Raw genomic sequence first — 22,468 nt, 5'->3', positions numbered from 1 at the left:
ACACAAAAAATCACTCAAGGTTGTTTACGTTCCTGAGACGATTCACGAGATGCTTCTTCACCCTCTATACGAGATGAAGAAGCATCAGAACTCATATTCCACTCAGCTTGAGCACGCCGCTCGTTACGGTCAGCCTCAACCAATGCCTTCATAATCCGATAGAACAACCACACCACCCCGATGGACGGAACAAGTCCCGCAACAATTTGCCAGGCAACATCCACCGAAATCTCCTCCGTCCACGTTCGCGTAACCGACGCTACCTGAACGAAAATCTATCCCGTTCAAGCATTCAACACACCCTCAACTCATCAACGAACGATCACGTCAACAACCAACTCACGGCAGGCACCGCTGAACACTACACCCACCCATCGAAACGCGCTGCAACACAGTTCCCCACACCAACACTCAACACCACATACACATTTTCAGATTGCACACATGAACCAGAAGTTTTAGAGATCACCAAACAAATACCAAAATCACTATCACTCAGAAGCGCCCTCAGAACGCGACCTATGCAACACATCAAGAATCTCAGCCATACCAGCAGCAGGAAGACGCCCCTCAAACACCGCCGAAGCCACCAAAGCCCTCATAGCCGCCACATGAACCTCCTGCCCCACCGGCCCCAAAACCACCCCTAACTCACGCAAATCCGCACTCACAACCTCCGCACCATGCAAAGCCCCCCGCGCAGCCGGCTGCTCTCCCCGCCTCATCGCATCAGCACGACCCGCCAACACAACCCCCAACACATGCGGCACCGCATCCACCCCCGTGCCTGACAACATTTCTTTCGCCCCCGAAACCACCGCATCCAACGACGCCTCCACATACGACAACGCCGCCCGCACCCGCACCACCTCATCCGGCGCAACAAAAGACGGCTCAGCCCCCATCTCAATCACCAACGCCTCACCCACCGGACGCAACTCCGGCAAACACGAAACAAGCACCGGACTACCCCTAAACCGCTCAACATCCGCAGAATTCCCCACAAACGTCACCAACGGCTCCACACAAACCGGCAAAATCTGCTCCGAAACCACCTGCTCCATCAACGAAACCCCGGCAGTAAACCCCGTATGCAAAACAATCTTCCCCGGACGAAAACCACCATTAATAACCAAATACTCCACCAAAGCAGGCAACCGCTCATCCGGCACCGCAAGGAGCAACAAATCGGCTGAAGCCGCCGCCGTTACCGGATCCACAACCGGAGCATCCGGCACCCACTGCCCTGCCAACCCCTCATCACAGCCATCCTCCTGCCACGGAGCCACAAAACCCACCGTGTGTCCCGCCTGATCCAAAGCACGACCAAGAACCATCCCCACCCGCCCCATACCAACAACACCCACCGCCAAACGCGCAGGCCGATCCATCACGACCCCTCACCCCCCGCAGCAACTCCATCCTCACCATCAGGTGGATCAACCCGACCACACCTCTGCACAAACATCCCACCACAGGCCAACGCAACACCCGACACCGCCACCGCCACCGCAGCCCACGCACCCGCCCGCACCGAACCCGCATCCAAATCCGAAGCCACCACAACAACACGCGAGACAAACCACCCAGCCACCGCAGCACCAGTCAAAGCAGCAGCCTGCCCACCAAGCAACACCCGATTAGCAACAAGCACATCCAACCCCCGCGAAGATTTTCCCCGCACCACTCGACGCAACCACACCCCCACCACAACCTCACTCAGCGCCACCACCAACAACACCACGGCCGCACCCCACGAGGGCGTCAACAACGGCCCCGACGCCGTCTGCCACCACGACAAAAACCCAAAACTACACACCCCTGCCACCAACGCCACCACCAACAACAACCGCCAACGCACCCCATACCGGTCACCCGTCATGGCAACACCACCCATTCCGGCCCCGGACGAACACCCTCAGGCAACCCCACCTCATCCAACCCCATATCCGCCAACAACTCCCTCACCAAACGCACCTGAGAACCAACACGCAAACACGCCCCAGGATCGGCACTCACCCACGGCGCAAGCACAAAACCACGCTCATGCGCCCGCGGATGCGGCAACACCAAATCTGGTTCATCTACCACCACATCAACATCACCCACCTCACACTCAGGCCTGCCGTACTGCACCAAATCCAAATCCAACGTACGCGCACCCCAACGCACTTCACGCACCCGACCATGCTCTGCCTCAATCTCATGCAAAGCCCGTAACAACGTGCGCGGACGCAACGTCGTCCGCAAAACCGCCACCGCATTCACATACACCGGCTGCTGCAGCCCACCCACAGGATCCGTCTCAACAACCGACGACACCGCACGCACAGACGTCCTAGGCAACCCACGCAACGCCTCCACCGCCAACGCAAGCGTCCGCCCAGCAGAACCAAGATTCGCACCAAGAGCAACAACAGCAGTACGCACGTCCGAACGCGACACCGTCACCGACACATCCGAAAACGGAAGCCCCACCGGTGCATGCGGTTTATGCACCTTCACCTCAACCTGCTCCACCACCTCATGCCCCAACACCACATCAGCGATACGTACCGCCAACGTCTCCACCAAATCAACATGCTCACCAGTGATCACATCCGTCACCTGCTGAGCCACCTCGGCATAATTCACCGTCGCCGATAAATCATCACTAGCAGCAGAAAAAGAAACATCCACCAACATCGCCACATCCACCACAAACGGCTGCGGGCTCACATGCTCACTATCCAACACTCCATGCGTACCGCACGCCCGAACACCCTCGATGCGAACCACATCCCCGGGAACATCAACAGCAGAAAACCCACCAACACCAAAATCACTCATACACAAACCCATTCCCTCGACGCTGCCAGATGACACCCTCACCGAGCCGCCCGAACTGCAGCCCCCACCCGCAACGCAGCCAACGTCGAACGCACATCGTGCACACGAACAGCCCACACGCCAGCCTCTTGCCCCACCAAACTCGTGGCTGCCGAGGCAGCATCACGCTCACTAGGAACCGAAGGATTCCCCTGAGCATCACAATCTATTGCCCCTAAAAACGTTTTACGCGAGGCCCCCAGCAACACTGGATAACCAACCCCACACACCTGTTTAAGCCCAGCCAACAAAGCCCAGTTGTGTTCTGCCCTTTTCGAAAAACCTAAACCTGGATCAAGCACAATCTGCTCAGCCGCCACCCCGGCCTCCAAAAACACCCCTGCCTGCGCCAACATCTGCGCGCACACCTCACCGACTACATCGTCATAGTGAGTCAACTCCGCTGACTGCATCGTCGTTGAGTGCCCCCGCCAATGCATCAACACATACAACGCACCTGACTGCGCAATCACCTGCGGCATCGCAGAATCTGCCATCCCGCCTGATACATCGTTGATCATCACGGCACCAGCCTCCAAGCAGGCAGCCGCAACCGAAGCACGCATCGTATCTACTGACACAGCCACCCCTGCATCAGCCAACGCCCGCACAACCGGCACCACCCGACGCATCTCCTCACTTTCCGGAGTGCGTTCAGCCCCAGGACGTGTCGTCTCACCACCCACATCAACAATCGCTGCGCCCTCAGCAACCATCGCCAAACCATGATCCACCGCCACCTGAGGGTCAACGCAGGATCCACCGTCACTAAACGAGTCCGGAGTGACATTCAAAATGCCCATAATCAACGAAGACGGCACTCCGGTTTCCTGCCGGGTCACCACCGACGGAGCAGTAATCTCTTCCAACCGCCGCACACCCACAAACGTCATTTACGTCCTCCCAAAATCAACCCCAACGCTTCAGAACGTGTCGCAGCATTACGCAGCTGACCACGCACCGCAGACGTCAACGTTGTCGCACCCGGTTTACGCACCCCTCGCATTGACATACACATATGCTCAGCCTCAATCACCACAATCACCCCACGCGGATCCAGCGTCTCCTGCAGCGCGTCAGCGACCTGCGCTGTAAGCCTCTCCTGCACTTGCGGACGGCGCGCATACACATCCACCAACCGTGCCAGCTTGCTCAAGCCGGTTACACGGCCATCCTCGTTCGGCAAATACCCCACATGCGCCACGCCATGAAAAGGCAGCAGATGGTGTTCACATACCGAATACACCTCGATGTCTTTCACGATAATCAACTCGTCATGATGCACATCGAAAGTCACCGTCAACGCATCAGGCCCAGACATCGCCAGACCACCAAAAATTTCCTGATAGGCCCGTGCTACACGCAATGGGGTATCCCGCAGGCCATCACGGTCTGGGTCTTCACCAATCGCGATAAGAATTTCCCGCACCGCAGCGGCAATCCGCGGCTGGTCAACCTCACGGTCAGTCACCGGGGCAGTGGATGCCGCCCGTACCTGACCAGTATCAGGGCCTTTATCAGCCTGTTCGACAATCTCCTGGCCACCCTCGTTGCCGACAGGTGTGCTCCCGCTCATATGCACCTCACGTGCTGAAAACACTTCGGGCACCCGTGGCGGGTGCCCGAAGTGGGTGGAAAGTTCTGTTCTCCGAGGTTAGTCGTTCGTGGTGCCTGGCATGTGTTCACCAGAAGAACCCGTCGGAGGCTTCGGGGTTTGAGTCGTTGAGCCAGTCCCAGGAGAAATCACGGAGGTAGAGTCACCGCTTTCCTTGAGCTGTGATGCACCCTGCTCATCACTTTCGGCTTTCTTGGCAGCGGCCTCACGCTCAGCTGGCGTCATCACCGGCGGTAGCTCGCTAACACCGCGGTGCTCGCCACTAAGCCATACGTCACGACGAGGCAGCTTACGGATGGGCTTAAAGATCTCCGCCAAAGCCTCCCGGCCTAAGGTTTCCTTTTCGAGAAGTTCCAACACCAACGTGTCGAGCACATCTCGGTTCATCTGGAGTGCCTCATAGGCTTCATCGTGAGCAGCCTCGATAAGGCGGCGAATTTCAGCGTCGACAACCCCAGCCAATCCCTCGGAATAGTCACGTTGGCTACCCATGTCACGCCCAAGGAATGGTTCACCACCACCAGAGCCCAAACGAATCGCACCGATCCGTTCGCTCATGCCGTATTGGGTGATCATGCGCCGCGCTGTCTCTGTCGCCTTTTCGATGTCGTTCGCAGCACCAGAAGTCGGGTCATGGAAGACGAGCTCTTCAGCAACCCGACCACCCAACGCGTAAGCCAGTTCATCAAGCATTTCGTTGCGGCTGGAGGAGTACTTGTCATCATCGGGCAACACCATGGTGTAGCCAAGGGCGCGTCCGCGCGGCAAGATCGTGACCTTTGTAACCGGATCTGTGTGGTTCAGAGCAGCAGCGACAAGAGCGTGACCACCTTCGTGGTAGGCCGTGAGTTTCTTCTCCTTGGCGCTCATGATGCGTGTGCGTTTCTGCGGACCGGCGATCACTCGGTCAATAGCTTCATCGAGTGCCCGGTTGTCGATGAGTTGAGCGTTGCTACGTGCAGTAAGAAGTGCAGCCTCGTTAAGAACATTGGCCAGATCTGCACCTGTGAAGCCGGGGGTACGTCGGGCCACGGAGAGAAGGTCGACATCATCAGCAAGCAGCTTGCCCTTGCCGTGAACCTGCAGAATGCGGTGGCGTCCGATCATGTCCGGTGCTTCTACCGCAATCTGTCGGTCGAACCGTCCTGGTCGCAGCAACGCAGGGTCTAGCACATCGGGCCGGTTCGTGGCTGCGATGAGGATGACATTTACGGAGGCGTCGAACCCGTCCATCTCAACGAGGAGCTGGTTGAGGGTTTGTTCGCGCTCATCGTGGCCACCGCCCAAACCTGCGCCACGGTGACGTCCTACGGCGTCGATTTCGTCAACGAAAACGATGGCTGGCGAGTTGGATTTAGCTTGTTCGAATAGGTCACGAACACGAGAGGCACCGACACCGACGAACATTTCCACGAAGTCGGAACCGGAAATTGAGTAGAAAGGCACTCCGGCTTCGCCAGCAACCGCGCGGGCGAGGAGGGTTTTACCGGTTCCAGGGGGGCCATAAAGAAGGACACCCTTGGGAATTTTGGCCCCAACTGCCTGGAATTTGCTTGGTTCAGAGAGGAACTCTTTGATCTCGTAGAGCTCTTCGATTGCTTCGTCGACTCCGGCGACATCTTCGAATGTAACGGTGGGGCGTTCTTTGTCAGCCAGTTTTGCTTTGGATTTGCCGAACTGCATGAGTCGGCCGCCGCCGCCCTGCATACGGCTGAGGAGAAGCATGAGCAGACCGAAGAGGAGCGCGATTGGCAGGAGAGTTGTGACGATAGCGCCCAACCAACTGCTCTGCGGTGGCTCATCGGTGTACCCCTCGGGGGGCAAGTTTTGGGTCAGTGCGCGTACGAGCTCACTACCGCGTTGGGGAATGTAGAGGGTGTAGACCTTCTGGACACCCTTAGCTTCGCCGACGTCCTGTGCCGACTTAAGCGTCAGTTCGAGGCGGTCTCCGTCGCTGAAGGTGGCTTTCTGCACCTGTTTGGCAGCGATCAGTTGTTCGGCTTGTGAGGTGCCAATCCTCTGATAGTCACTCGCGGTGGCGAGGTTAAACGCGGTCAAGATCGCTATGACAAGGAGCACGATCCACAGCCAGCGCTGGCGCGCAATTTTTTTCACATCCATCGGCACGTTCGGCGCGAGCGCCTCCGTCCTTCCTCTTGAGCTCGGCGGTGGCCGGCGGTGGTGGGGGTTCGGGGGTGTAACGCCTGCCGGTAGGGGTGCGTTCCCTGGGGTGTTTGTTTACCGGCAGGCGTGGGGTGTGTGGTCAGTTTTCGTAGACGTGGGGAGCCAGTGTTCCGATGCAACGCAAGTTGCGGTATTTCTCGGCGAAGTCCAGGCCGTAACCGACAACAAATTCGTCGGGGATGTCGAATCCGAGGTATCGGACGTCAATTTCGGTTTTGGCTGCGTCGGGTTTGCGTAGGAGTGCGCAGACTTCGACGGAGGCTGCGGAGCGGGATTTGAGGTTGGCGATGATCCAGGAGAGGGTCAGGCCAGAGTCGATGATGTCTTCGATGATGAGGACGTGTTTGTTGGTGATATCGGTGTCGAGGTCTTTGAGGATGCGGACGACTCCGGAGGTTTTAGTTCCGGACCCGTAGGAGGATACGGCCATCCAGTCCATGGGGGCTGAGCCGGGTAGTGCGCGCATGAGGTCGGCGACAACAACGACGGCGCCTTTGAGCACGCCGACGAGGAGTAGATCTTTTCCTTGGTAATCCTGCCAGATCTGTTGGGCGAGTTCGCCTAGGCGTGTTCGGATCTGTTCTTCGGTCAGCAGGACGCGCTCGAGGTCGCCTTGCATGTCCTTTGCGTCCACTCGGACTCTCCTCATGTGTTGAGTAATTCACCTGTGTGGTGATTCTTTAATCGGTGTGTTGGGCACCGGTGTGATGGTGCGCTACAGATCAAACCTAATCCACTTCAGGGTTTGGTGACTGGCCCGACTCGGGTGCCAGTGCGTGTGATGACGTGTCCGCCTGGTAAGTGGACTCCTCCTTGGCCGTGCCAGTTGGTGATCAGGGCGTCGAGTTGATTGACGTGGGTGGATGTGAGCGCGCCGTGGGGGGCGCCGATAGTGGTGGCGAGTTGGCGCCAGACGCGTCGTCGGATTCCGGGGAGGAGTTCGGCGATTTTTTGTGTGTCCCAGGGGGGTGGGCCGAGTTCGGTGGCTTCGTGGGTGGCGATGGTGTCGAGGGTGTCGGCGTCGGTGCGTAGGAGTTCGGCGGTGCGGGCTAGGCCGGGGATGATGCCGGGGCCGAGTTCGGTGGCGATGGTGTTGAGGAGTTCTCGGGTGCGGACTCGGGTGTAGCGGGGGTCGGTGTTATGGGGGTCGTGCCATGGAGTGAGGTTGAGTGCGGCGCATGCGTCATGGGTGAGGTGGGCGGGGGTGTTGAGTAGGGGGCGGTGGTAGAGGTCGCGGTGGGGTGGCATGCCAGCGAGGGAGCGGGCTCCGGAGCCCCGAAGGAGGCCTAGGAGGACTTGTTCTGCTTGGTCGTGTTGGGTATGGGCTAGGAGGATGGCGCTGGCGTTGGTGCTGGTGGCGGCGGTTTCGAAGGCGGTGTAGCGGGCGGCGCGGGCGGCGGCTTCGGGGCCGGTGTTGGGGTAGGTGGTGGTGTCGACGCGTTGTGTGATGACGGGGTGGAGGCCGAGGTTGGTGCAGGTGGTGGCTGCGGAGTGGGTGATGGTGTGGGAGTTGGGTTGGAGGGCGTGGTCGATGATGACTGCGCCGGGGTGCAGGCCGAGTCGGGGTGCTTCGAAGGCGGTGGCTGCGGCGAGGGCGAGTGAGTCGGGGCCGCCGCTGCAGGCGACGAGGATGATGGTGTTGGGGTGTTGGTGGGCGATGGTGGCCAGTGTGGTGCGGGTGGCTAGGCGGATTGCTGCGACGGCGGGGTGTGGTCCGGTCATGGTTGCACTCGTGCGATCCAGATGTCTGGGTTGTGTATTTCGGTGGGGGTTGGGAGTGTTTCGGGGGATGTCCAGATGGTGTTGAAGCCGTCGATGCCGATGCGTTCGTGGATGTGTCGGACGAATGCTGCGCCGTCGCGGTATTGGGCTGTCTTGGTTTCGATTCCTAGGAGGCGGCGTAGGAGGAAGTCGATGGGGTTGGTGGGGGTTCTACGGTCGTCGAAGCGGGCTCGGATGGTGGTGACTGTGGGGATGTGGCGGGGGCCGACGTTGTCCATGACGACGTCGGCGTGGCCTTCGAGGAGGGTCATGAGGGCATTGAGTCGGTCGAGGCGTTCTCTGGTGTCCAGGTCGAGGACGAGGTTGATTATGCCTACGGGGCCGTTTTGGGTGATTTCGTGGGTGGCTTCGGGTAGTCGGGTGGCGAGGGCTTTGACGAGTTCGAGTGGGCCGCCAGCGGCAGTGGTGAGTTTGTCGACGAGGATGGTTTGTTCGTTGTGCATGTGGTCGCGTAGCCAGGGGATGGCGGTGAATTGGACGCGGTGGGTTTCTTCGTGGAGGCAGACCCAGAGTCGGAAGTCGTTGGGGTTGAGGTGGAGTCGTTTTTCGGTGGCGACGACGTTGGGGGCAACGAGCAGGAGGCGGGCGGCTTCTGGGGGTTGGCCGTAGGCGGTGATGTATTGGCCTAGGACACGGGTGGCTAGGACGGCGAGGATTCCTCCCATTTCGGTGCCTGCTGCTTTGCCGCTGACGGATCGTGCCCAGGGTGACATGGCTCGTCGGCCGTTGTGGCTGGTGAAGGTGTCAAGGGCGGGGTCGAGGAGCTCGGCCAGGGAGTTAATGTTGGCTTCGATCCAGGTGCCGCGGTCGATGATGAGGGCGTCGGGGCCTTCGTTGTCGGTGTGCAGGCGTGCGGTGTCTGCGACGAGGGTGTGGGCGCGGGTGGCGGAGCTGCGCAGGGCTGCGACGGCGTCTTTGGCTTCGGTTAGGGGGACTCTGGGTCCTGGAGGGGTGAGGGTGCGTGCGGTGTTTGCCGCGAGTTTCCAGTCGATCACGGCTTAACTTTCACGTATTGGGCTCGCGTGGTGCATGTGTGCGGGTGTGGTTGCGTGGGTTGGTTTTTCAGTTGCAGCCGCAGTTGACGAGTGTGGTGGCGACGTAGTCGAGGGCTGCGCGGGTTTCAAGGGAGGTGGTGGGGGGCGCTTGGTCGGCGAGGATTGTGTAGGTCAGAAGGCGTCCGGAGTTGGTGACGAGGGTGCCGGTGAGGCCGCCGACGCCGGTGAGTGTTCCGGTTTTGGCGCGGACGATTCCGCGGCCGGTGGTGGTTTGTGGAGTGGCGAATCTGTCGTGGAGGGTTCCGGTGAGGGCAGCTACGGGCAGGTTGTCGAGGATGTGAGTGAGTTGTTCGTGGTTTTTGTTGGTGGCCAGGGTGGTTGCTTTGTTGATGAGGCGCACGGTGACGCGGGAGGAGCGGGATAGGCCGCTGGCGTCGGCGAGGTTGCTGTGGCTGGTGTCGAGGCCGAGGGATTTGAGTGTGGTGATGATGTGTTTTCCTGCCTCGGCGAAGGTAGCGGGGATTCCGCGGTCGGCGAAGGCTCTGCGTGCAGTGGATTCGGTGAGGGCGTTGTCGGATTCGGCGAGGGCGAGGGTGAGGACGTCGCCGATGGGGGCGCTGGCGATGGAGGCTATTTGTTTTCCTTTCTGGGCGTTTTTGGGTGTGCGGTTGATGGTTTCGGCGATGGGGATGCCTGCGGTGGTGAGGGCGTCGCGGAAGGCTGTGGTTGCGGTCATGGCTGGGTCGTGGGTGGTGGGATGGCCTGGGGTGGCGCGGTCTTCGGCGAGGCCAAGCATGGTGACGGGGGCGGTGAGGCCGGCGTGGACGTCGGCAATTTCCCATTCGGGGGCCAGAGCTGGGCCGGAGGCGGTGCTGTCGTCGAGGGTGAGTTGCCAGCCTCCGGGTGGTGGGGTGGTGTTTTTGAGGGCTTTGGCGGTGCGTTCGGCTAGATCGGCTAGTCCGGCGTGGCCTTGGGTGGCGTAGGGGTTTCCGTGGCCGCGGGCTAGGAGGGTGTCGCCGTCGGCGACGAGGGTGAGGGTGTTTTTGTTGCGGGTGACTCGGGTGGTGCGGTGTCCGGCGAGATCGGTGTGGGCGGCGATTGCGGTGGCGGTGAGGATTTTGGCGGTGGATGCGGGGGTACGTGGTGTGGTGCTGCGTGCGGAGTAGAGGGTTTTTCCGGTGGCGGCATCGGTGACCATGATGCCGGGGTTGGTTCCTAGGGCGGGGGCTGCTAATGGTTGTGCTAGTCGGGTGGCGAGGGTGTTGGTGCGTGGTTGGGGGGCGTTGGGGTTGAGGTGTGGGAGGGGGTGGGGTATTGCGGTGGGGCCGGTGGTGGGTAGGGGGTCAGCGCGGAAGGGGCCGATGCTTAGGTCGCTGGTGAGGGCGCCGGGAGCGATGTCAAGGGCGTCGGCAGCAACGTAGGTGGTTCCTGCCGCAACCAGTGCTGTGGCTACCAGGGCGCTGGCTCTGTATCGCAACCGTGTGCCTCTCGTTTGGGGGTCTTGTGGGGAATTGCTTTGTTGGGTGGTTATCTTGCCTTGGGTGGTGGTTTATCTTCTCGTGGCGCGATGGTTGGGTTAGGTGGGCGCCACGCGCCACGTGCGGGGCGTTGGACGGGTACGCTCGATGTCAATCTGCGTAACGTCACCGGTGATGTAGCTGTTTGTCGCCGGCGCTCTTGTTGAGCACGTGATCGAAGCAGCCCGAGGAATTCCCCGCGAGGACAGGAGACGCGCACACATGAGCAGCGCATCCAGTAACGAGCCGCTCTTCTTCGACGTCACGGTCGAGATCCCTAAGGGTCAGCGCAACAAGTACGAGGTGGACCACGAGACGGGTCGTATCCGCTTGGACCGGATGTTGTTCACGTCTACTCAGTACCCGAGCGACTATGGCTACATCGAGGACACGTTGGGTGAGGACGGTGACCCACTGGACGCGTTGGTGTTGCTGGATCAGCCGACGTTTCCTGGTGTGTTGATTCAGTGCCGTGCGATCGGCATGTTCCACATGCGTGATGAGTCTGGTGGCGACGACAAGATTTTGTGTGTGCCGGCGAAGGATCCGCGTGCGCAGGACAAGCAGACGTTGGAAGACGTGAGCGAGTTTGATCGTCTGGAGATTCAGCACTTCTTTGAGACGTATAAGGACTTGGAGCCGGGTAAGTCGGTTGAGGGTGCGCACTGGGCGGATCGGGAGACGGCTGAGCGTACGGTGCGTGAGGCTTTCCAGCGCGCGATCGATGAGAACTTTCACAACCCCTTGAAGCCAGCGACGAGTTCTCCGGCACCGAGCCACCCGACGCAGGCTGCTGAGAGCACTGAGAGCTGAGTTTTTCTCAATTTCTGGTCTGGCTCGCGTGGGTTGGTTGTTCTGATGGCCCGAAGTGAGTTTTTGTCATGACTGGTTGGCGTAGCCGGGGCGTCGTCGTGTCAGGTTCGGTGGCTGCTTGTGCGGTGGTTGTCGGGGGCGCGGCGTTCGGCCTGGCTTTGTTCAATGGGTTGTCCAGTGGTTCCCAGCCGGCAGCTGTGGTTCCGTCGAGTGCTTTTGCGTATGCGTCAGTGGATTTGGATCCGTCGATGCGTCAGAAGTTAGGAGCGTTTCGGTTATTCAATACGTTTCCAGCGGCGAAGAAAGCTGTGTCGGAGTCTGATTCTGCCCAGGTTGTGTTTGGGGTGGGGCAACAGCTTGCCGAGAGTCTTGGTCCTGTTGATTACGCCAGAGATGTGAAGCCGTGGCTGGGTAGGCGGGGTGGGGTAGCGCTGCTTCCTCCTGTTACTGCTGGGGGTGCTCCGGTCACGGTTGTGGCGCTGCAGGTGAAGGATCGTGAAGTTGCTGAGCGCAGTTTGTCCACGTTTGAGGGGTTTTCTGGCAGGGCAGGGTCGCTGTCGTATGTGTTTGACAGGGATTACGTCGTGGTGGTTCCGAGGAAGGCTAAGGCTGCTGTTCAATCGCAGTTGAGTGGTGGGCGCCTTGCTGACCATGAGGCTTTTGTTTCTGATGTGGCGGCGTTGGGTGAGCGTGGCGTGGCGACAGCGTGGGTGAATCATGCTGGGGTGGCTCAGTTTGCTGGGTCTGATTTGGTTAAGAAGTCCGGGCTGGTGGGGCATACGGCAGGCACGCTGCGTTTTGCTGCAGATCGTGCTGAGTTTGCTTCGGTGACGCGTGGTGTGGATCTTCCAGATGAGGGTGTTGCTACTCGTGTGTCGGATTTGCCTGGCGATACGGGGGCGTTGTTGTCTTCCGTTAATGGTGGTGAGCTGGTAGAGCGGTGGTGGCCTGCGTTAAAGGGGTTAGTGAATATTCCTGGGCTTCCGATAAAAGAGGGCCTGCAGGCAGTAAGTGCTCGTACGGGGTTTACGGTTCCGGGGTTTGTGGCAACGCTGCTGGGTGGCCAGGTTGATGTGGTTGCTGGTAAGGATCAGGTTGATGTGGTCCTTGGTAGGCAGAGTGGGCGGGGGTTGTTCTCTGGTGGCGGCCAAATACCGGAGGTGACGTTCCGGGCGAAGACGAAGGATCCGCAGGCAACGCTTCGCTCGGTAAGTTCCACGCTGGTGAAATTGTTTGGGCCGTTGGGGGCGTTGCTTCCTCATCAGGTGTCAGGTGATCGTGTGTTGGCTGGTCCGCATATTCAGCATTTGCGGTCGGTAGCTTCTCCTGATGTGAAGAACCCGTTGGGGGCTGGCGATGTTTTCCGCAGTGTCGTTAACCCTGCTGAAGCGGTTGCTGAGCTTGCGTACGTCGATTTTGATGCCTTTGAGGATCAGTATCTGCAGGAGTTGCCTGCGCAGTACCGTTCGGGTGTGAAAGCGTTGCGTGCGTTGGGGGTTTCTCGCACTCCGGTCAAGAGTGGTCAGTTTTCTTTGGTGGTTCGGCTGTCGGTGAATGAGGGTTGAGGTCCCAGCTCACGTTGTTCGGCGTGTGCGGGGTGGGGGTGCTGGTTTGTAGGTGGAGACGGTGGGGTTACCGGAAATCCAAAAGCGGGCGAGAGTTTCTCGTGCGGAGCCGACACCAACGCGGGGGCCGGTGGCGATTTTTCTCTCGGGTGTGTGGGGGCCGTAGCGGAGCTGGATTCCGGTGGATCCGTCTAGTGGGGCGTTGTTGTCGGTGGTGTTGATGCCTAGTGCGACGGTGAGCCGTGCTGGCCCGGAGGCGAGTTCTTTTAGGGATCGGACGCGGCCTTTTTCGCTGCGGCGTTGGTGCGCTAGGGCTGTTCCTTCAATGATTTCGCCAGCACGGATGAGGATGCCGGTGGGGGTTCCTTCTTTTCCTACGACGATGTTGAAGCAGGTGTGCAGGCCCATGTGTCGGTAGACGTAGGCGTGCCAGGGTGGACCAAACATGGCGGCGTTGCGGTTGTTTGGCCCTCGGTAGGCATGTGAGGCGGGGTCTTCTTCTCCTGCGTAGGCTTCGACTTCGGTGATGCGTAGGGTTACGCGCCCGCCGTTTCGGTCAGTGCTGAGAGTGGATCCTAGGAGGGCGCGGGCTGCTGGGATGACGTCGTCGAAGCTCATGGGCGTGGGTTCGCGGCGCTGTGATGGGGCATTGCGAGCCGAGGTAGCCGGGCAGGGTTGTTGTGGTGTTAGCTGCCGGAGACGGTTTCGGCCAGATGAGCCAGGCTGGCTTCGAGTTGTTCTTGTGGGAAAACGGGGAAAGTTACTTTTTTGAGTAGCGCCTTGTCTGTGACTGCTGACCAGTCGTAGGTCAGGGTCACGGTGGTTTGGTCTTGGCTTTGGGGGGTGAGCTCCCAGATCCATTGCCAGCCTTTGGGTTCGGTGCCTGCTGGTGCGGTTTTCCATGCGATGAGGCGGTCTTTGTCGTATCCGACGACGTGGTTGTCGGTTTTGTAGTCTCCGCCCATGTGTTCGGCATTCATGTTCATCGTGAATATGTTTCCGACGGCGGTGACTCGGTCGGATTTGTCGTCGGAGACGATGGTGTTGGTTCCGTCTAGCTCGGCGTGGCGAGCGGGGTTGGACAGGATGTCGAAGATGGCTTGTGGGGAGGCGTCGATGGTTCGGGAGATTGTGATTTTTTTCTCGTCGCTCATTCTTCGACCCTGACAGATTTTGGGCAATACGCAACGCCATCGGTGGTTTGGGTGGGGGTGTGTCCGGTGAGTGGGGGTGTGGTCTTGGGGCATGGCACGGTAGGGCAATGCGTACACGTCCTGCTCTTCCGGTGGTGGTGTTGTCCGGCAAGCTTGGCTGCGGGAAGACCACCTTGTTGAACCACATTCTTGCTCAAAGCCGTGGGCGTATAGGCGTTATTGTCAACGATTTTGGTGACATCAACGTGGATGCGTTTCTTATCCAAGGTCAGGTTGATGCCAAGGCCACTTTTTCTGGTGGATGTTTGTGCTGTTTGGCTGATCCGGGCGATTTGGATCGTGCTCTTGCTGATTTAGCTGCGCCTTCACTTGATTTGGATGTGATTCTTATCGAGGCTTCCGGGCTTGCTGAGCCTCGTGAGTTGGCGCGGATGGTGCTTTCTTCGAGTGTTTCTACGGTGCGTTTTGGTGGGGTTGTAGAAATTTTGGATGCGGCTGATTGGGCTACGCCAGAGGTGGGAAGTCCTGATCCGGCTCCGGTGGCTATTGATCATTTGCGGGTTGCTTCGCTGTTGGTCATTAACAAGTCTGACCGGATTGCTCAGGATGCTGGTGCTCGTGAGCGGCTCGATGCGGTTGTGGCTACGCATGCACCGACAACTCCTGTGGTGCACACCATGTTTGGCCGAGTTGATCCGGAGCTTCTGTTTGATCCTGGTGAGCATGAGGAGCCGACTGGGCAGCTTTCGTTTGCAGATTTTCTTGCTGAGCAGCGTCATGGCGAGCATGGTCATGACCATCACGATCATGGGCATGCTGGTTTTTCTTCGGTCAGTGTGGATTCGTCATTGCCTGTAGATCCGACTCGGTTGATTCATTTTCTTGAAAATCGTTCTGCGGGTGCGTATCGCGTTAAAGGACGGGTGCACGTGAGTCGTCGTGGGCACCGCGATTACACGGTTCAAGCCGTGGGTGATTGGTTCGGTTTTGAACGTTTTCGTGTTCCTGAGGGTCAGGAGAGTCGGACTCAGCTGGTGGTGATTGGTCCAGGGATGGCGCAGGAGGGGATGCGTCGGGAGGTGGAGTCTGCGCTGCGTGGCTGTCTGTCTGATGGGTGTCTTTGTCAGGGGGCAGAGCTGCACCGGTTTGACCGGTTTACGCGGTGAGTGCCGCCCACAGTGCCCCTGTGGCTGTGTGTGCCCAGCACACTGGCTCTATGACGCAAATCTCACGTGCTGATTGGCATGTTGTTCCTTTGTCTCGAGAGTTGTGGGAGCGCGGTGGCCGTGCTGCGTATCAGGAGGGAATTGATACAGAGAACGCGAGTTTTGCACCGGTTGCTCCGGACTGGGAGGCGTTTATCGCTCATAAGATCGCGCCTTACTGCCTGGCTGCTGTTGATGACGCCAGTGGTGATTGTCTGGGGGTGGCGTGGGGTATTCATGCCTTTGCCCGGCCCATTTATCTGGGGGTTGTTGAACATAGTCTTTATGTGCGTTCTTCTGCGCGGGGCCGTGGGGTAGGCAAGGGTTTGTTGGGCGAGTTCATTCGGCGTACTGAAGCTGGTGGAACGTGGACTTTGCTTGGTCTGGTGTTTCCAGAGAATACGGCCAGTATTGCTTTGCACGAGTCGTTGGGTTTTCGTCAGGTGGGCGTGTATGAGCGTGTTGGGAAGATGCCTTTTGGTGCGCGTAAGGGGCAGTGGCGCGATGTGCTGTTGTTGGAGCGACGCAGTCCGGTCGTCAGCTAGTTCCTTTCTTAGGCAAGTGATTTGCCCGGGAAAGTTGTCCGTATTTCGATCTTAGTCGCGCTCAATCTATGGAAAATCTTTCACCCTTTAGGGTGAGGCCGCCTCTATGGTCACCGCATGACATCGGCACCCACCGCATCAGCTTCACCGTCAACCAGCCACTCAGAAGCTGACACCACTGCAGTTCTCATCTTCCGCTCTTTCGCGGACCGCACCCGGCTAACCATCATCCGCCGCCTTCTCCTGGGCGAGCAGCGCGTAGTCGAGCTGGTGAATCATCTTGGTTTGGCCCAGTCGACGGTGTCTGCGCATATCGCCTGCATGCGGCAAAGCTGTCTACTGCACATCCGCCACGAAGGACGCTCTACCTACTACTCTCTTGCCGCACCTGAGCTGACCCGATCTTTGCTGCATGCCGCAGAAAGCCTCATTGACTCCCTTGGGGCTATCACTGATCCCAGAGCAGCGGAGGCCGACGCATGAACGGCCACGGGCACTGCCATGTGCACGTTCATGCCCATGAGCATGCTCAGCCCCCTTGCCTTGCCAGCCGGAGTGCTCGGCGACGCCAAAAAGCTGACACAGAATCCCATGACCACAGCCACAGCCATGGGCATTCCCACGGACACTCGCACTCACACGCTGACGGCCACACAAATCGCACACGCATCCTCATCGCGTTATGCATCACCGGCTCTGTACTTGCTATTGAAGCGATAGGCGCTGCGCTTCTTGACTCTCTTGCCCTGCTCGTGGATGCAGCACACATGCTCACAGACACCCTGGGACTGGCCATGGCGGCTACTGCAGCTACGCTCATGAGCCGCCCACCAAGTGCACGCCACACGTGGGGCTTAAAACGCGCAGAGGTCATCGCTTCGGCAGCGCAGGCATTCATTTTGCTTCTGGTAGGCGGCTACGCCGTCTACCAAGGCCTCATGCGCCTTATCGACCCTCCCCCGGTTTCGTCGCACGGCCTGGCGGTCATTGGGCTGCTTGGCTTGCTCGCTAACTTCGCTTCACTTCTTGTCCTTTTGGGAGGTCGAGACAGCAACCTCAACATGAAGGCGGCGTTTCTGGAGGTTGCTAATGATGCTCTCGGGTCGGTAGCAGTGCTCTTAGCTGGGGTTCTTCTTTATTTCACCGGCTGGACGCTCGCTGATTCCATCGCAGGTTTGTTTGTCGCAGCGCTGATCGTGCCACGTGCCGTGGCGTTATTGCGGGAGTCAGGGTCGATTCTGCTTGAAAGCACTCCCGACGGGCTAGATCTGGAGGCTGTGCGGGCGCATATTTTGGAGCAACCCCATGTACGTGAAGTCCACGACTTACACGCCAGCACAGTAGCCACAGGACTTCCGCGTCTGAGCGCCCATGTGGTTCTCGATGACGATTGTTTTTTCAATGGCCACAGCCAACGTGTCCTGATGGATCTGTCCATGTGTTTGAACTCTCATCACGGTATTGCAGTGGAGCACTGCACTTTTCAACTTGAAGCAGCCTCCGTAGCAGGAGGGCACGCTGAGCATGTTCATTAATAGCCACCTTTGTGGTCATGCTCTCTAGTGAAGGCGCTCTAGGCACTCGGCCGGGCTCTTATAGGGGCCCGGCGATTGTTCGCCATAAATGAACATCCTCAGCAGGATTTCCCTAACGTGAGACGCACGACCGCACATATGGACACAAATCCTGCAGAAAGTCCGTCACACAGCCCCCAAGAGGCCTTGAGCGCCCTGAAAAGCCCCATGGCGGCTTAGCCCCCCTCGGGGAAGATCCCCCCGTCTGAAACCCGAAATACTTACACCCCATAGAGACAGCACTTCCATGTTCGCTTTTGGCGAAAACGATAAGAAGCATCCACAAAGCATCGCAACACAAAAACACCCCCCACGAAGTGGAGGGTGTTACTGGAGCCGCCTGTCGGAATCGAACCGACGACCTATTCATTACGAGTGAATCGCTCTGCCGACTGAGCTAAGGCGGCGTGCGCCGAAGCGCTTAATCACTGTACAAGGTGAAGGGCGCAAACTCCGAATCGACCGGAGGCACTCACCTCACCAGGATAAAAAGCGGACGCCCCGCCCGGAGTGCTGGTCGCAGGCCGGGTGGAGCGGCGGCGACCAGGGGAGGCGCGGGTGGTAGCGCCTCAACCCAGTTGCAGTTCCGGGCGGAACGTCCTAGGCCTCCCCGTACTGGGGGTGGGTGATCAGCAGGAGAGGCCGTCCTTGGGCGGTGTGCCATTCATAAGATACCCATCAACCGCCTGGTCCACGCAACTGCTGCCCGTTTTGTAAGCCGTGTGACCGTCTCCCTCATGTGAAATGAGGCGACTGTTCGACAGCTGATCATGAAGCCGCTTAGCCCACTCATAGGGCGTAGCAGGATCACGAGTAGTGCCGATGACCACAATCGGACCGCTTCCTTGCGCGGAAACCTTGTCTATCTTACCCGTAGCCGGGGCCGGCCACGCAGCACACGAATTTCCGCCGAAAGACATCATGCCACCCCACACCGGAGCCTTCGACTCAAACTCGGCCTTCTTTGACTTCAGCTGCGCTTCATCCCATCGCTGAGCACCACGATCCAAGCAGTTCACTGCATTGATGACCTGCATCGTATTGTTCTCATACTCGCCGTTGTCATCACGGCTGGCATACTCCGAAGCCAAAGCAAACAGCGGCGTTCCATCGCCATCCTTAGCCGACTGAAGCGCCTCAGTGAGGGTGTCCCAGTAGGTCTTCGTGTACATGGCTTGCGCAACACCAATCGTTGCCCAGCCTTCAGTCAATTCCTTGATGCGCGGGTTGCCGCTAACCGGCAAAGGCTTTGAGTCAAGCTGCTTGAAAAAGTCTTTCAAACCTTTCATGACAGATTCGACGTCATTACCGAGCGGGCATTTTCCAGAAGAAGTACATGACTTCGCCCACGCACGCGTTGCCGACTCAAACCCAGCAGCTTGCCCCAAGCTGACCTGTTCAGAGGTCAAATCAGGGGGCATAACACCATCGAGAATCATGTTCCCGACATTCTTAGGGAACAATCCTGCATACGTTGCCCCGAGGTACGTGCCATACGACTTGCCCAAATAGTTCAGCTTAGGCTGCCCCAAAACAGAACGAACCACATCCATATCCCGCGCAGCTTCTGCTGTCGAAACATGCCCAACCAAATCGGGATATTTCTGCTGGCACCCCTTGCCCATTTTTGCCAAACCGCCATAAGCGATTTCTATTTCTTGTTGATCATCCGGAGTTGGGTCAGCACCCATTACCGCATCCATTGATGCGTCATCAAGACACTTCATTGGCGACGATTTTCCGACACCGCGAGGATCAAAACCAACGATGTCGTAATTCTTCCGAATAGTTCCAGAAACAATAAAGTCGGCCATCATCGCATACTGCGTAGCTGAAGCTCCCGGGCCACCTGGGTTAACCAGCAACGCTCCTCTCGGAGCCTGACCATTCTTTGCGCCATTAGCCGCAACTTTCAAAACGCGCAGCTTAACGGTTTTCCCATCTGGCTTTGAATAATCAATCGGCACCTTTACCCACGCACACTTAGCGGATGCGCCCTCAGAACTATCAGAGCACGTCTCCCACACAGGCTTCTGCGTATAAAACTTCGAAAGCCTGGCATCACCCGTAGCAGGAGCCTGAGCAGCGCCGTTTTGGGAACCATTACCGGGCTGTTTTCCTTGCGAATTGCCCTGTTCGTTCTGCTCACCAACATGTGAGCTCGAAGCAGAACCATTGCCATTCTTAGACCCCTCAGTCACAGTGTCAGCTTTTTGACACCCGGCGAGAGCCAACGCCACCGCGCCAGCAACCGCCACTGTTCGCATTCTGGCTGTCCTCACGTGCATGACTCCTGTTCATTGGGCTACTTAGCGTCGGCAGGAGCGCCTGGCAGGCGTGGGGGCGCCTTCTCGATCACTGCTCGACTTTGTGAGGGATAGGGCGAGTCTTTCTACTCGACGAAACGCCCTGTTTCCTTACACCGTATCGGCTCCTCAACGTGGCATCATCTCGTCCCACATTTACTTAGGAAAGGCACTCCTCCAACCAAGACGAAATTCACTTGTCCAGAGCTGGAACCCGCAGATGCACCAACATCGCCTCAAGCGCAAGCAAAGGCGGAACATTGGCAGCAATTCTCTCTCGTGCCGCCATAATCGCGTTCATCGCAGCAAGCAACCACTCCACTTTTACTGCCTGAGAGAGAGCGATCACATCCGAACGAAGATCCTCATTAACAAGAGAAACCGGTTCGCCCATCGCAACCACGAAAGCATCCCGATAAATGGACTGAAGATCAATCAATGAGCGATCGATAACATCCCGATTCCGGCGTGTAGCCCGAGTTTTCTGTTCTTTTTCCAGCGCGTTCACCTGCGCACGAACATGCGCAGGCTGCGTACGCGCAGCGGGATCAGCACCAAGCGTAACCAACAACTTCTCTTTTTCACGACGATCACGCTCACCCCCATCTGCGCCAGCCTCATCTGCAGCAATCGACGCCAAATCAGCCGCAGCGCTAATCGCGTCAGCAACACTATGAATTCGGGTAGCCATCTTCACCGTCTCACGACGCCGAGTCCGCGCCCCCTCATCCCGCGCCAACCGTCGAGCCAACCCAATATGCGACTGAGCAGCACGCGCCGCATCCGCAGCAAGCACCGGGTCCACACCATCACGCCGCACAAGAAGCTCCGCCACCGCCCCCACCGGCGGAGTGCGCAAACGAACATGCCTGCTGCGCGAACGCAACGTCACAATCACGTCCTCAAGAGAAGGCGCACACAAAACCCACACCGTCGCTGGACCAGGCTCCTCAATAGCCTTCAAAAGCGCATCTGCCGCACGCTCAGTAAGCCGATCCGCGTCCTCAATCACCACAATTCGCCACTGCCCCACCGAAGGCAGATGCGCCGATTCATGAGCAAGATCACGCGCATCATGAACCTGGATAGTCAACCCCTCGGTCGCAACAACCTTCACATCCGCATGAGTGCCAGCAATCGCAGTGCGACATTCAACACACCCACCACACCCACCATCAGGACATTGCAAGGCCGCAGCAAAAGCCCGCGCAGCATTAGAACGCCCAGAGCCAGGAGGCCCGGTAAAAAGCCACGCATGCGTCATAGCAGTCGGATCAACAACTGCCCGCTTCAAAACCTCAACCGCAGCCTCCTGTCCCACCAAGTCATCCCAAACAGTCACCCGCGCTCCCCCCGACGCTCACCCAACAGACTTTCCACACGACCCAACACAGCAGCAGCTATCTCCTCAACAGGCGCAGCAGCATCAAGAACCAGATAACGCTGCGGCGCGCAGCGAGCACGCTCCAGAAACCCATCACGAACAGCCTGATGAAAACTATCCGGTTCCGCCTCAATCCGATCCCGGTCTCCCCCACGACGAGCCGCACCCACCTGAGCAGACACATCCAAAAGAACCGTCACATCAGGCACCAAACCACCTGTGGCATATGCAACCAACCCGCGCAAATCCTCCATATCAAGGTCATCACGAGCCCCCTGATACGCAAAAGTGGAATCCACATAGCGATCGCACACCACCACCGCCCCTGCAGCCAACGCAGGACGAATCACTGTCTGCACATGCTGCGCCCGATCAGCGGCGAACAACAACGCCTCCGCCGCAGGAGCGACCTGCTGCCCATGCAAAAGCACCTGACGAATCTGCGCCCCCACAGCAGTCCCACCAGGTTCACGAGTCGCAACAACGCACTCCCCCCGCGAAGATAACGCCTCCACCAGACGCGCAACCTGCGTAGACTTCCCCGCTCCATCTCCACCTTCAAACACCACAAACAGCCCGCGGCCTACATCGCGTCCCGCGCCAGCACAGCCCTGATCAATCCCCATCACCATGAAAGCCAGCCTAGTTGCGAACACCCCCAACAAAAGTTACAGCTGCAGCTGCAGACAAAAGGGACCGAAGCGCTAGCAACGCCTCGGTCCCTTCACAGCCAATAGTCACACCTCAGGCATACGTGTTGATGTTGCGTCCCACGTTGCCCTCGGTAGCCAGCGGCATTGAGCTAAGCAGCTGCGCCGCAGTGGACGATTCACTGTCCATTGCCTTCTTGAGCAGGGAAACCTGGGCTTGCGAGTAGGTCGCCGCGGATCGCTGCATCATGATGCTTTGCGCCAGTGCGATGTCCATATCGTTGTCCTTCCCTCCGGAGCCACATCCGTCG

Annotated in this window: 23 protein-coding genes and 1 tRNA gene; 6 read left to right on the top strand and 18 right to left on the bottom strand. The window is 58.6% G+C overall.

Annotation, left to right across the window (positions count from 1 at the left end):
• Positions 1-14: 14 nt before the first annotated feature.
• The 11 genes from DXZ77_RS11505 to dacB form a co-directional block, all read right to left on the bottom strand.
• On the bottom strand, positions 15-224 hold the full coding sequence (locus DXZ77_RS11505; protein WP_115032306.1) for a hypothetical protein: 210 nt from the start codon (positions 222-224) through the stop codon (positions 15-17).
• A gap of 267 nt (positions 225-491) precedes the next feature.
• A complete protein-coding gene (locus tag DXZ77_RS11500) occupies positions 492-1,391 on the bottom strand; it encodes an NAD(P)-binding domain-containing protein (protein WP_115032305.1) in 900 nt (299 codons plus the stop codon).
• Positions 1,391-1,882: a DUF3180 family protein gene (locus tag DXZ77_RS11495; RefSeq protein ID WP_181816138.1), complete on the bottom strand. Its 492-nt coding sequence runs from the start codon at positions 1,880-1,882 to the stop codon at positions 1,391-1,393. Before DXZ77_RS11495 ends, DXZ77_RS11500 begins: the two co-directional genes overlap by 1 nt.
• Positions 1,879-2,829 (bottom strand): 2-amino-4-hydroxy-6-hydroxymethyldihydropteridine diphosphokinase, encoded by a 951-nt coding sequence (folK, locus tag DXZ77_RS11490; RefSeq protein WP_115032952.1) that lies wholly within the window; start codon positions 2,827-2,829, stop codon positions 1,879-1,881. The genes DXZ77_RS11495 and folK overlap by 4 nt, the downstream gene beginning before the upstream one ends.
• A gap of 38 nt (positions 2,830-2,867) precedes the next feature.
• Positions 2,868-3,761 (bottom strand): dihydropteroate synthase, encoded by an 894-nt coding sequence (folP, locus tag DXZ77_RS11485; protein WP_115032301.1) that lies wholly within the window; start codon positions 3,759-3,761, stop codon positions 2,868-2,870.
• Positions 3,758-4,444, bottom strand: coding sequence for a GTP cyclohydrolase I FolE (folE, locus tag DXZ77_RS11480; RefSeq protein ID WP_115032299.1), 687 nt, complete (start codon positions 4,442-4,444; stop codon positions 3,758-3,760). Before folE ends, folP begins: the two co-directional genes overlap by 4 nt.
• Positions 4,445-4,522: 78 nt before the next feature.
• Entirely contained in the window at positions 4,523-6,604 is a 2,082-nt protein-coding gene (gene ftsH, locus DXZ77_RS11475) for an ATP-dependent zinc metalloprotease FtsH (RefSeq protein WP_115032297.1), read from the bottom strand.
• Positions 6,605-6,746: 142 nt separating this feature from the next.
• Positions 6,747-7,301, bottom strand: coding sequence for a hypoxanthine phosphoribosyltransferase (gene hpt, locus DXZ77_RS11470; RefSeq protein ID WP_115032295.1), 555 nt, complete (start codon positions 7,299-7,301; stop codon positions 6,747-6,749).
• Between the two features lie 104 nt (positions 7,302-7,405).
• A complete protein-coding gene (gene tilS / locus DXZ77_RS11465; RefSeq protein WP_115032293.1) occupies positions 7,406-8,389 on the bottom strand; it encodes a tRNA lysidine(34) synthetase TilS in 984 nt (327 codons plus the stop codon).
• Positions 8,386-9,444 (bottom strand): Rv3626c family coenzyme F420 biosynthesis-associated protein, encoded by a 1,059-nt coding sequence (locus DXZ77_RS11460; protein ID WP_028327566.1) that lies wholly within the window; start codon positions 9,442-9,444, stop codon positions 8,386-8,388. Before DXZ77_RS11460 ends, tilS begins: the two co-directional genes overlap by 4 nt.
• 67 nt (positions 9,445-9,511) lie before the next feature.
• Positions 9,512-10,921 (bottom strand): D-alanyl-D-alanine carboxypeptidase/D-alanyl-D-alanine endopeptidase, encoded by a 1,410-nt coding sequence (gene dacB, locus DXZ77_RS11455; RefSeq protein ID WP_115032291.1) that lies wholly within the window; start codon positions 10,919-10,921, stop codon positions 9,512-9,514.
• A gap of 262 nt (positions 10,922-11,183) precedes the next feature.
• On the opposite strand from dacB, the gene DXZ77_RS11450 reads away from it, so the two are divergent.
• Positions 11,184-11,774, top strand: a complete 591-nt coding sequence (locus DXZ77_RS11450; protein WP_115032289.1) for an inorganic diphosphatase — start codon at positions 11,184-11,186, stop codon at positions 11,772-11,774.
• A gap of 68 nt (positions 11,775-11,842) precedes the next feature.
• Complete coding sequence (locus DXZ77_RS11445; protein WP_115032287.1) at positions 11,843-13,339, top strand: DUF3352 domain-containing protein; 1,497 nt, start codon at positions 11,843-11,845, stop codon at positions 13,337-13,339.
• 9 nt (positions 13,340-13,348) lie between these two features.
• Here the strand turns inward: DXZ77_RS11445 and DXZ77_RS11440 are convergent, their stop codons facing one another.
• Together DXZ77_RS11440 and DXZ77_RS11435 are read right to left on the bottom strand one after the other, a co-directional pair.
• Positions 13,349-13,957, bottom strand: coding sequence for a DNA-3-methyladenine glycosylase (locus DXZ77_RS11440; protein WP_115032285.1), 609 nt, complete (start codon positions 13,955-13,957; stop codon positions 13,349-13,351).
• A 68-nt stretch (positions 13,958-14,025) separates the two neighbouring features.
• Entirely contained in the window at positions 14,026-14,493 is a 468-nt protein-coding gene (locus DXZ77_RS11435; RefSeq protein WP_115032933.1) for an SRPBCC family protein, read from the bottom strand.
• Positions 14,494-14,600: 107 nt separating this feature from the next.
• Between DXZ77_RS11435 and DXZ77_RS11430 the strand changes: the two genes are divergently transcribed.
• From DXZ77_RS11430 to DXZ77_RS11415, 4 genes are all read left to right on the top strand, one after another.
• Entirely contained in the window at positions 14,601-15,659 is a 1,059-nt protein-coding gene (locus DXZ77_RS11430) for a CobW family GTP-binding protein (RefSeq protein WP_115032283.1), read from the top strand.
• Positions 15,660-15,709: 50 nt separating this feature from the next.
• Entirely contained in the window at positions 15,710-16,243 is a 534-nt protein-coding gene (locus tag DXZ77_RS11425) for a GNAT family N-acetyltransferase (RefSeq protein WP_115032281.1), read from the top strand.
• Between the two features lie 117 nt (positions 16,244-16,360).
• Complete coding sequence (locus tag DXZ77_RS11420) at positions 16,361-16,726, top strand: ArsR/SmtB family transcription factor (protein WP_115032279.1); 366 nt, start codon at positions 16,361-16,363, stop codon at positions 16,724-16,726.
• Positions 16,727-16,911: 185 nt separating this feature from the next.
• Positions 16,912-17,778 (top strand): cation diffusion facilitator family transporter, encoded by an 867-nt coding sequence (locus DXZ77_RS11415; protein WP_258553336.1) that lies wholly within the window; start codon positions 16,912-16,914, stop codon positions 17,776-17,778.
• A gap of 370 nt (positions 17,779-18,148) precedes the next feature.
• On the opposite strand, the gene DXZ77_RS11410 is transcribed toward DXZ77_RS11415, so the two are convergent.
• From DXZ77_RS11410 to DXZ77_RS11390, 5 genes are all read right to left on the bottom strand, one after another.
• Positions 18,149-18,224, bottom strand: a tRNA-Thr gene (locus tag DXZ77_RS11410).
• Positions 18,225-18,446: 222 nt separating this feature from the next.
• Positions 18,447-20,018 (bottom strand): alpha/beta hydrolase, encoded by a 1,572-nt coding sequence (locus DXZ77_RS11405; protein ID WP_181816137.1) that lies wholly within the window; start codon positions 20,016-20,018, stop codon positions 18,447-18,449.
• A 298-nt stretch (positions 20,019-20,316) separates the two neighbouring features.
• The gene (locus DXZ77_RS11400; RefSeq protein WP_115032273.1) at positions 20,317-21,465 is read right to left on the bottom strand and encodes a DNA polymerase III subunit delta'; all 1,149 of its coding nucleotides are present in this window, start codon (positions 21,463-21,465) and stop codon (positions 20,317-20,319) included.
• Positions 21,462-22,139 carry a dTMP kinase gene (gene tmk / locus DXZ77_RS11395; protein WP_258553289.1) on the bottom strand — a complete coding sequence of 226 codons (678 nt, stop codon included), beginning with the start codon at positions 22,137-22,139 and terminating at the stop codon, positions 21,462-21,464. The genes DXZ77_RS11400 and tmk overlap by 4 nt, the downstream gene beginning before the upstream one ends.
• A 112-nt stretch (positions 22,140-22,251) precedes the next feature.
• The gene (locus DXZ77_RS11390) at positions 22,252-22,434 is read right to left on the bottom strand and encodes a putative motility protein (protein ID WP_115032271.1); all 183 of its coding nucleotides are present in this window, start codon (positions 22,432-22,434) and stop codon (positions 22,252-22,254) included.
• Positions 22,435-22,468 lie beyond the last annotated feature (34 nt).

Source organism: Dermatophilus congolensis (assembly GCF_900447215.1).
GTDB lineage: Bacteria > Actinomycetota > Actinomycetes > Actinomycetales > Dermatophilaceae > Dermatophilus > Dermatophilus congolensis_A.
This window is presented reverse-complemented; position numbering and strand designations above follow the sequence as displayed.

Bases quoted from the DNA above. Each gene is read 5' to 3' on its own strand.
- folK (WP_115032952.1), bottom strand. From the start codon at position 2,829: ATGAGTGATTTTGGTGTTGGTGGGTTTTCTGCTGTTGATGTTCCCGGG.
- folP (WP_115032301.1), bottom strand. From the start codon at position 3,761: ATGACGTTTGTGGGTGTGCGGCGGTTGGAAGAGATTACTGCTCCGTCG.
- ftsH (WP_115032297.1), bottom strand. From the start codon at position 6,604: ATGGATGTGAAAAAAATTGCGCGCCAGCGCTGGCTGTGGATCGTGCTC.
- DXZ77_RS11390 (WP_115032271.1), bottom strand. From the start codon at position 22,434: ATGGACATCGCACTGGCGCAAAGCATCATGATGCAGCGATCCGCGGCG.
- DXZ77_RS11445 (WP_115032287.1), top strand. From the start codon at position 11,843: ATGACTGGTTGGCGTAGCCGGGGCGTCGTCGTGTCAGGTTCGGTGGCT.
- DXZ77_RS11500 (WP_115032305.1), bottom strand. From the start codon at position 1,391: ATGGATCGGCCTGCGCGTTTGGCGGTGGGTGTTGTTGGTATGGGGCGG.
- folE (WP_115032299.1), bottom strand. From the start codon at position 4,444: ATGAGCGGGAGCACACCTGTCGGCAACGAGGGTGGCCAGGAGATTGTC.
- DXZ77_RS11430 (WP_115032283.1), top strand. From the start codon at position 14,601: ATGCGTACACGTCCTGCTCTTCCGGTGGTGGTGTTGTCCGGCAAGCTT.
- DXZ77_RS11420 (WP_115032279.1), top strand. From the start codon at position 16,361: ATGACATCGGCACCCACCGCATCAGCTTCACCGTCAACCAGCCACTCA.
- tilS (WP_115032293.1), bottom strand. From the start codon at position 8,389: ATGACCGGACCACACCCCGCCGTCGCAGCAATCCGCCTAGCCACCCGC.
- DXZ77_RS11435 (WP_115032933.1), bottom strand. From the start codon at position 14,493: ATGAGCGACGAGAAAAAAATCACAATCTCCCGAACCATCGACGCCTCC.
- DXZ77_RS11450 (WP_115032289.1), top strand. From the start codon at position 11,184: ATGAGCAGCGCATCCAGTAACGAGCCGCTCTTCTTCGACGTCACGGTC.
- tmk (WP_258553289.1), bottom strand. From the start codon at position 22,139: ATGGTGATGGGGATTGATCAGGGCTGTGCTGGCGCGGGACGCGATGTA.
- DXZ77_RS11495 (WP_181816138.1), bottom strand. From the start codon at position 1,882: ATGACGGGTGACCGGTATGGGGTGCGTTGGCGGTTGTTGTTGGTGGTG.
- DXZ77_RS11440 (WP_115032285.1), bottom strand. From the start codon at position 13,957: ATGAGCTTCGACGACGTCATCCCAGCAGCCCGCGCCCTCCTAGGATCC.
- DXZ77_RS11425 (WP_115032281.1), top strand. From the start codon at position 15,710: ATGACGCAAATCTCACGTGCTGATTGGCATGTTGTTCCTTTGTCTCGA.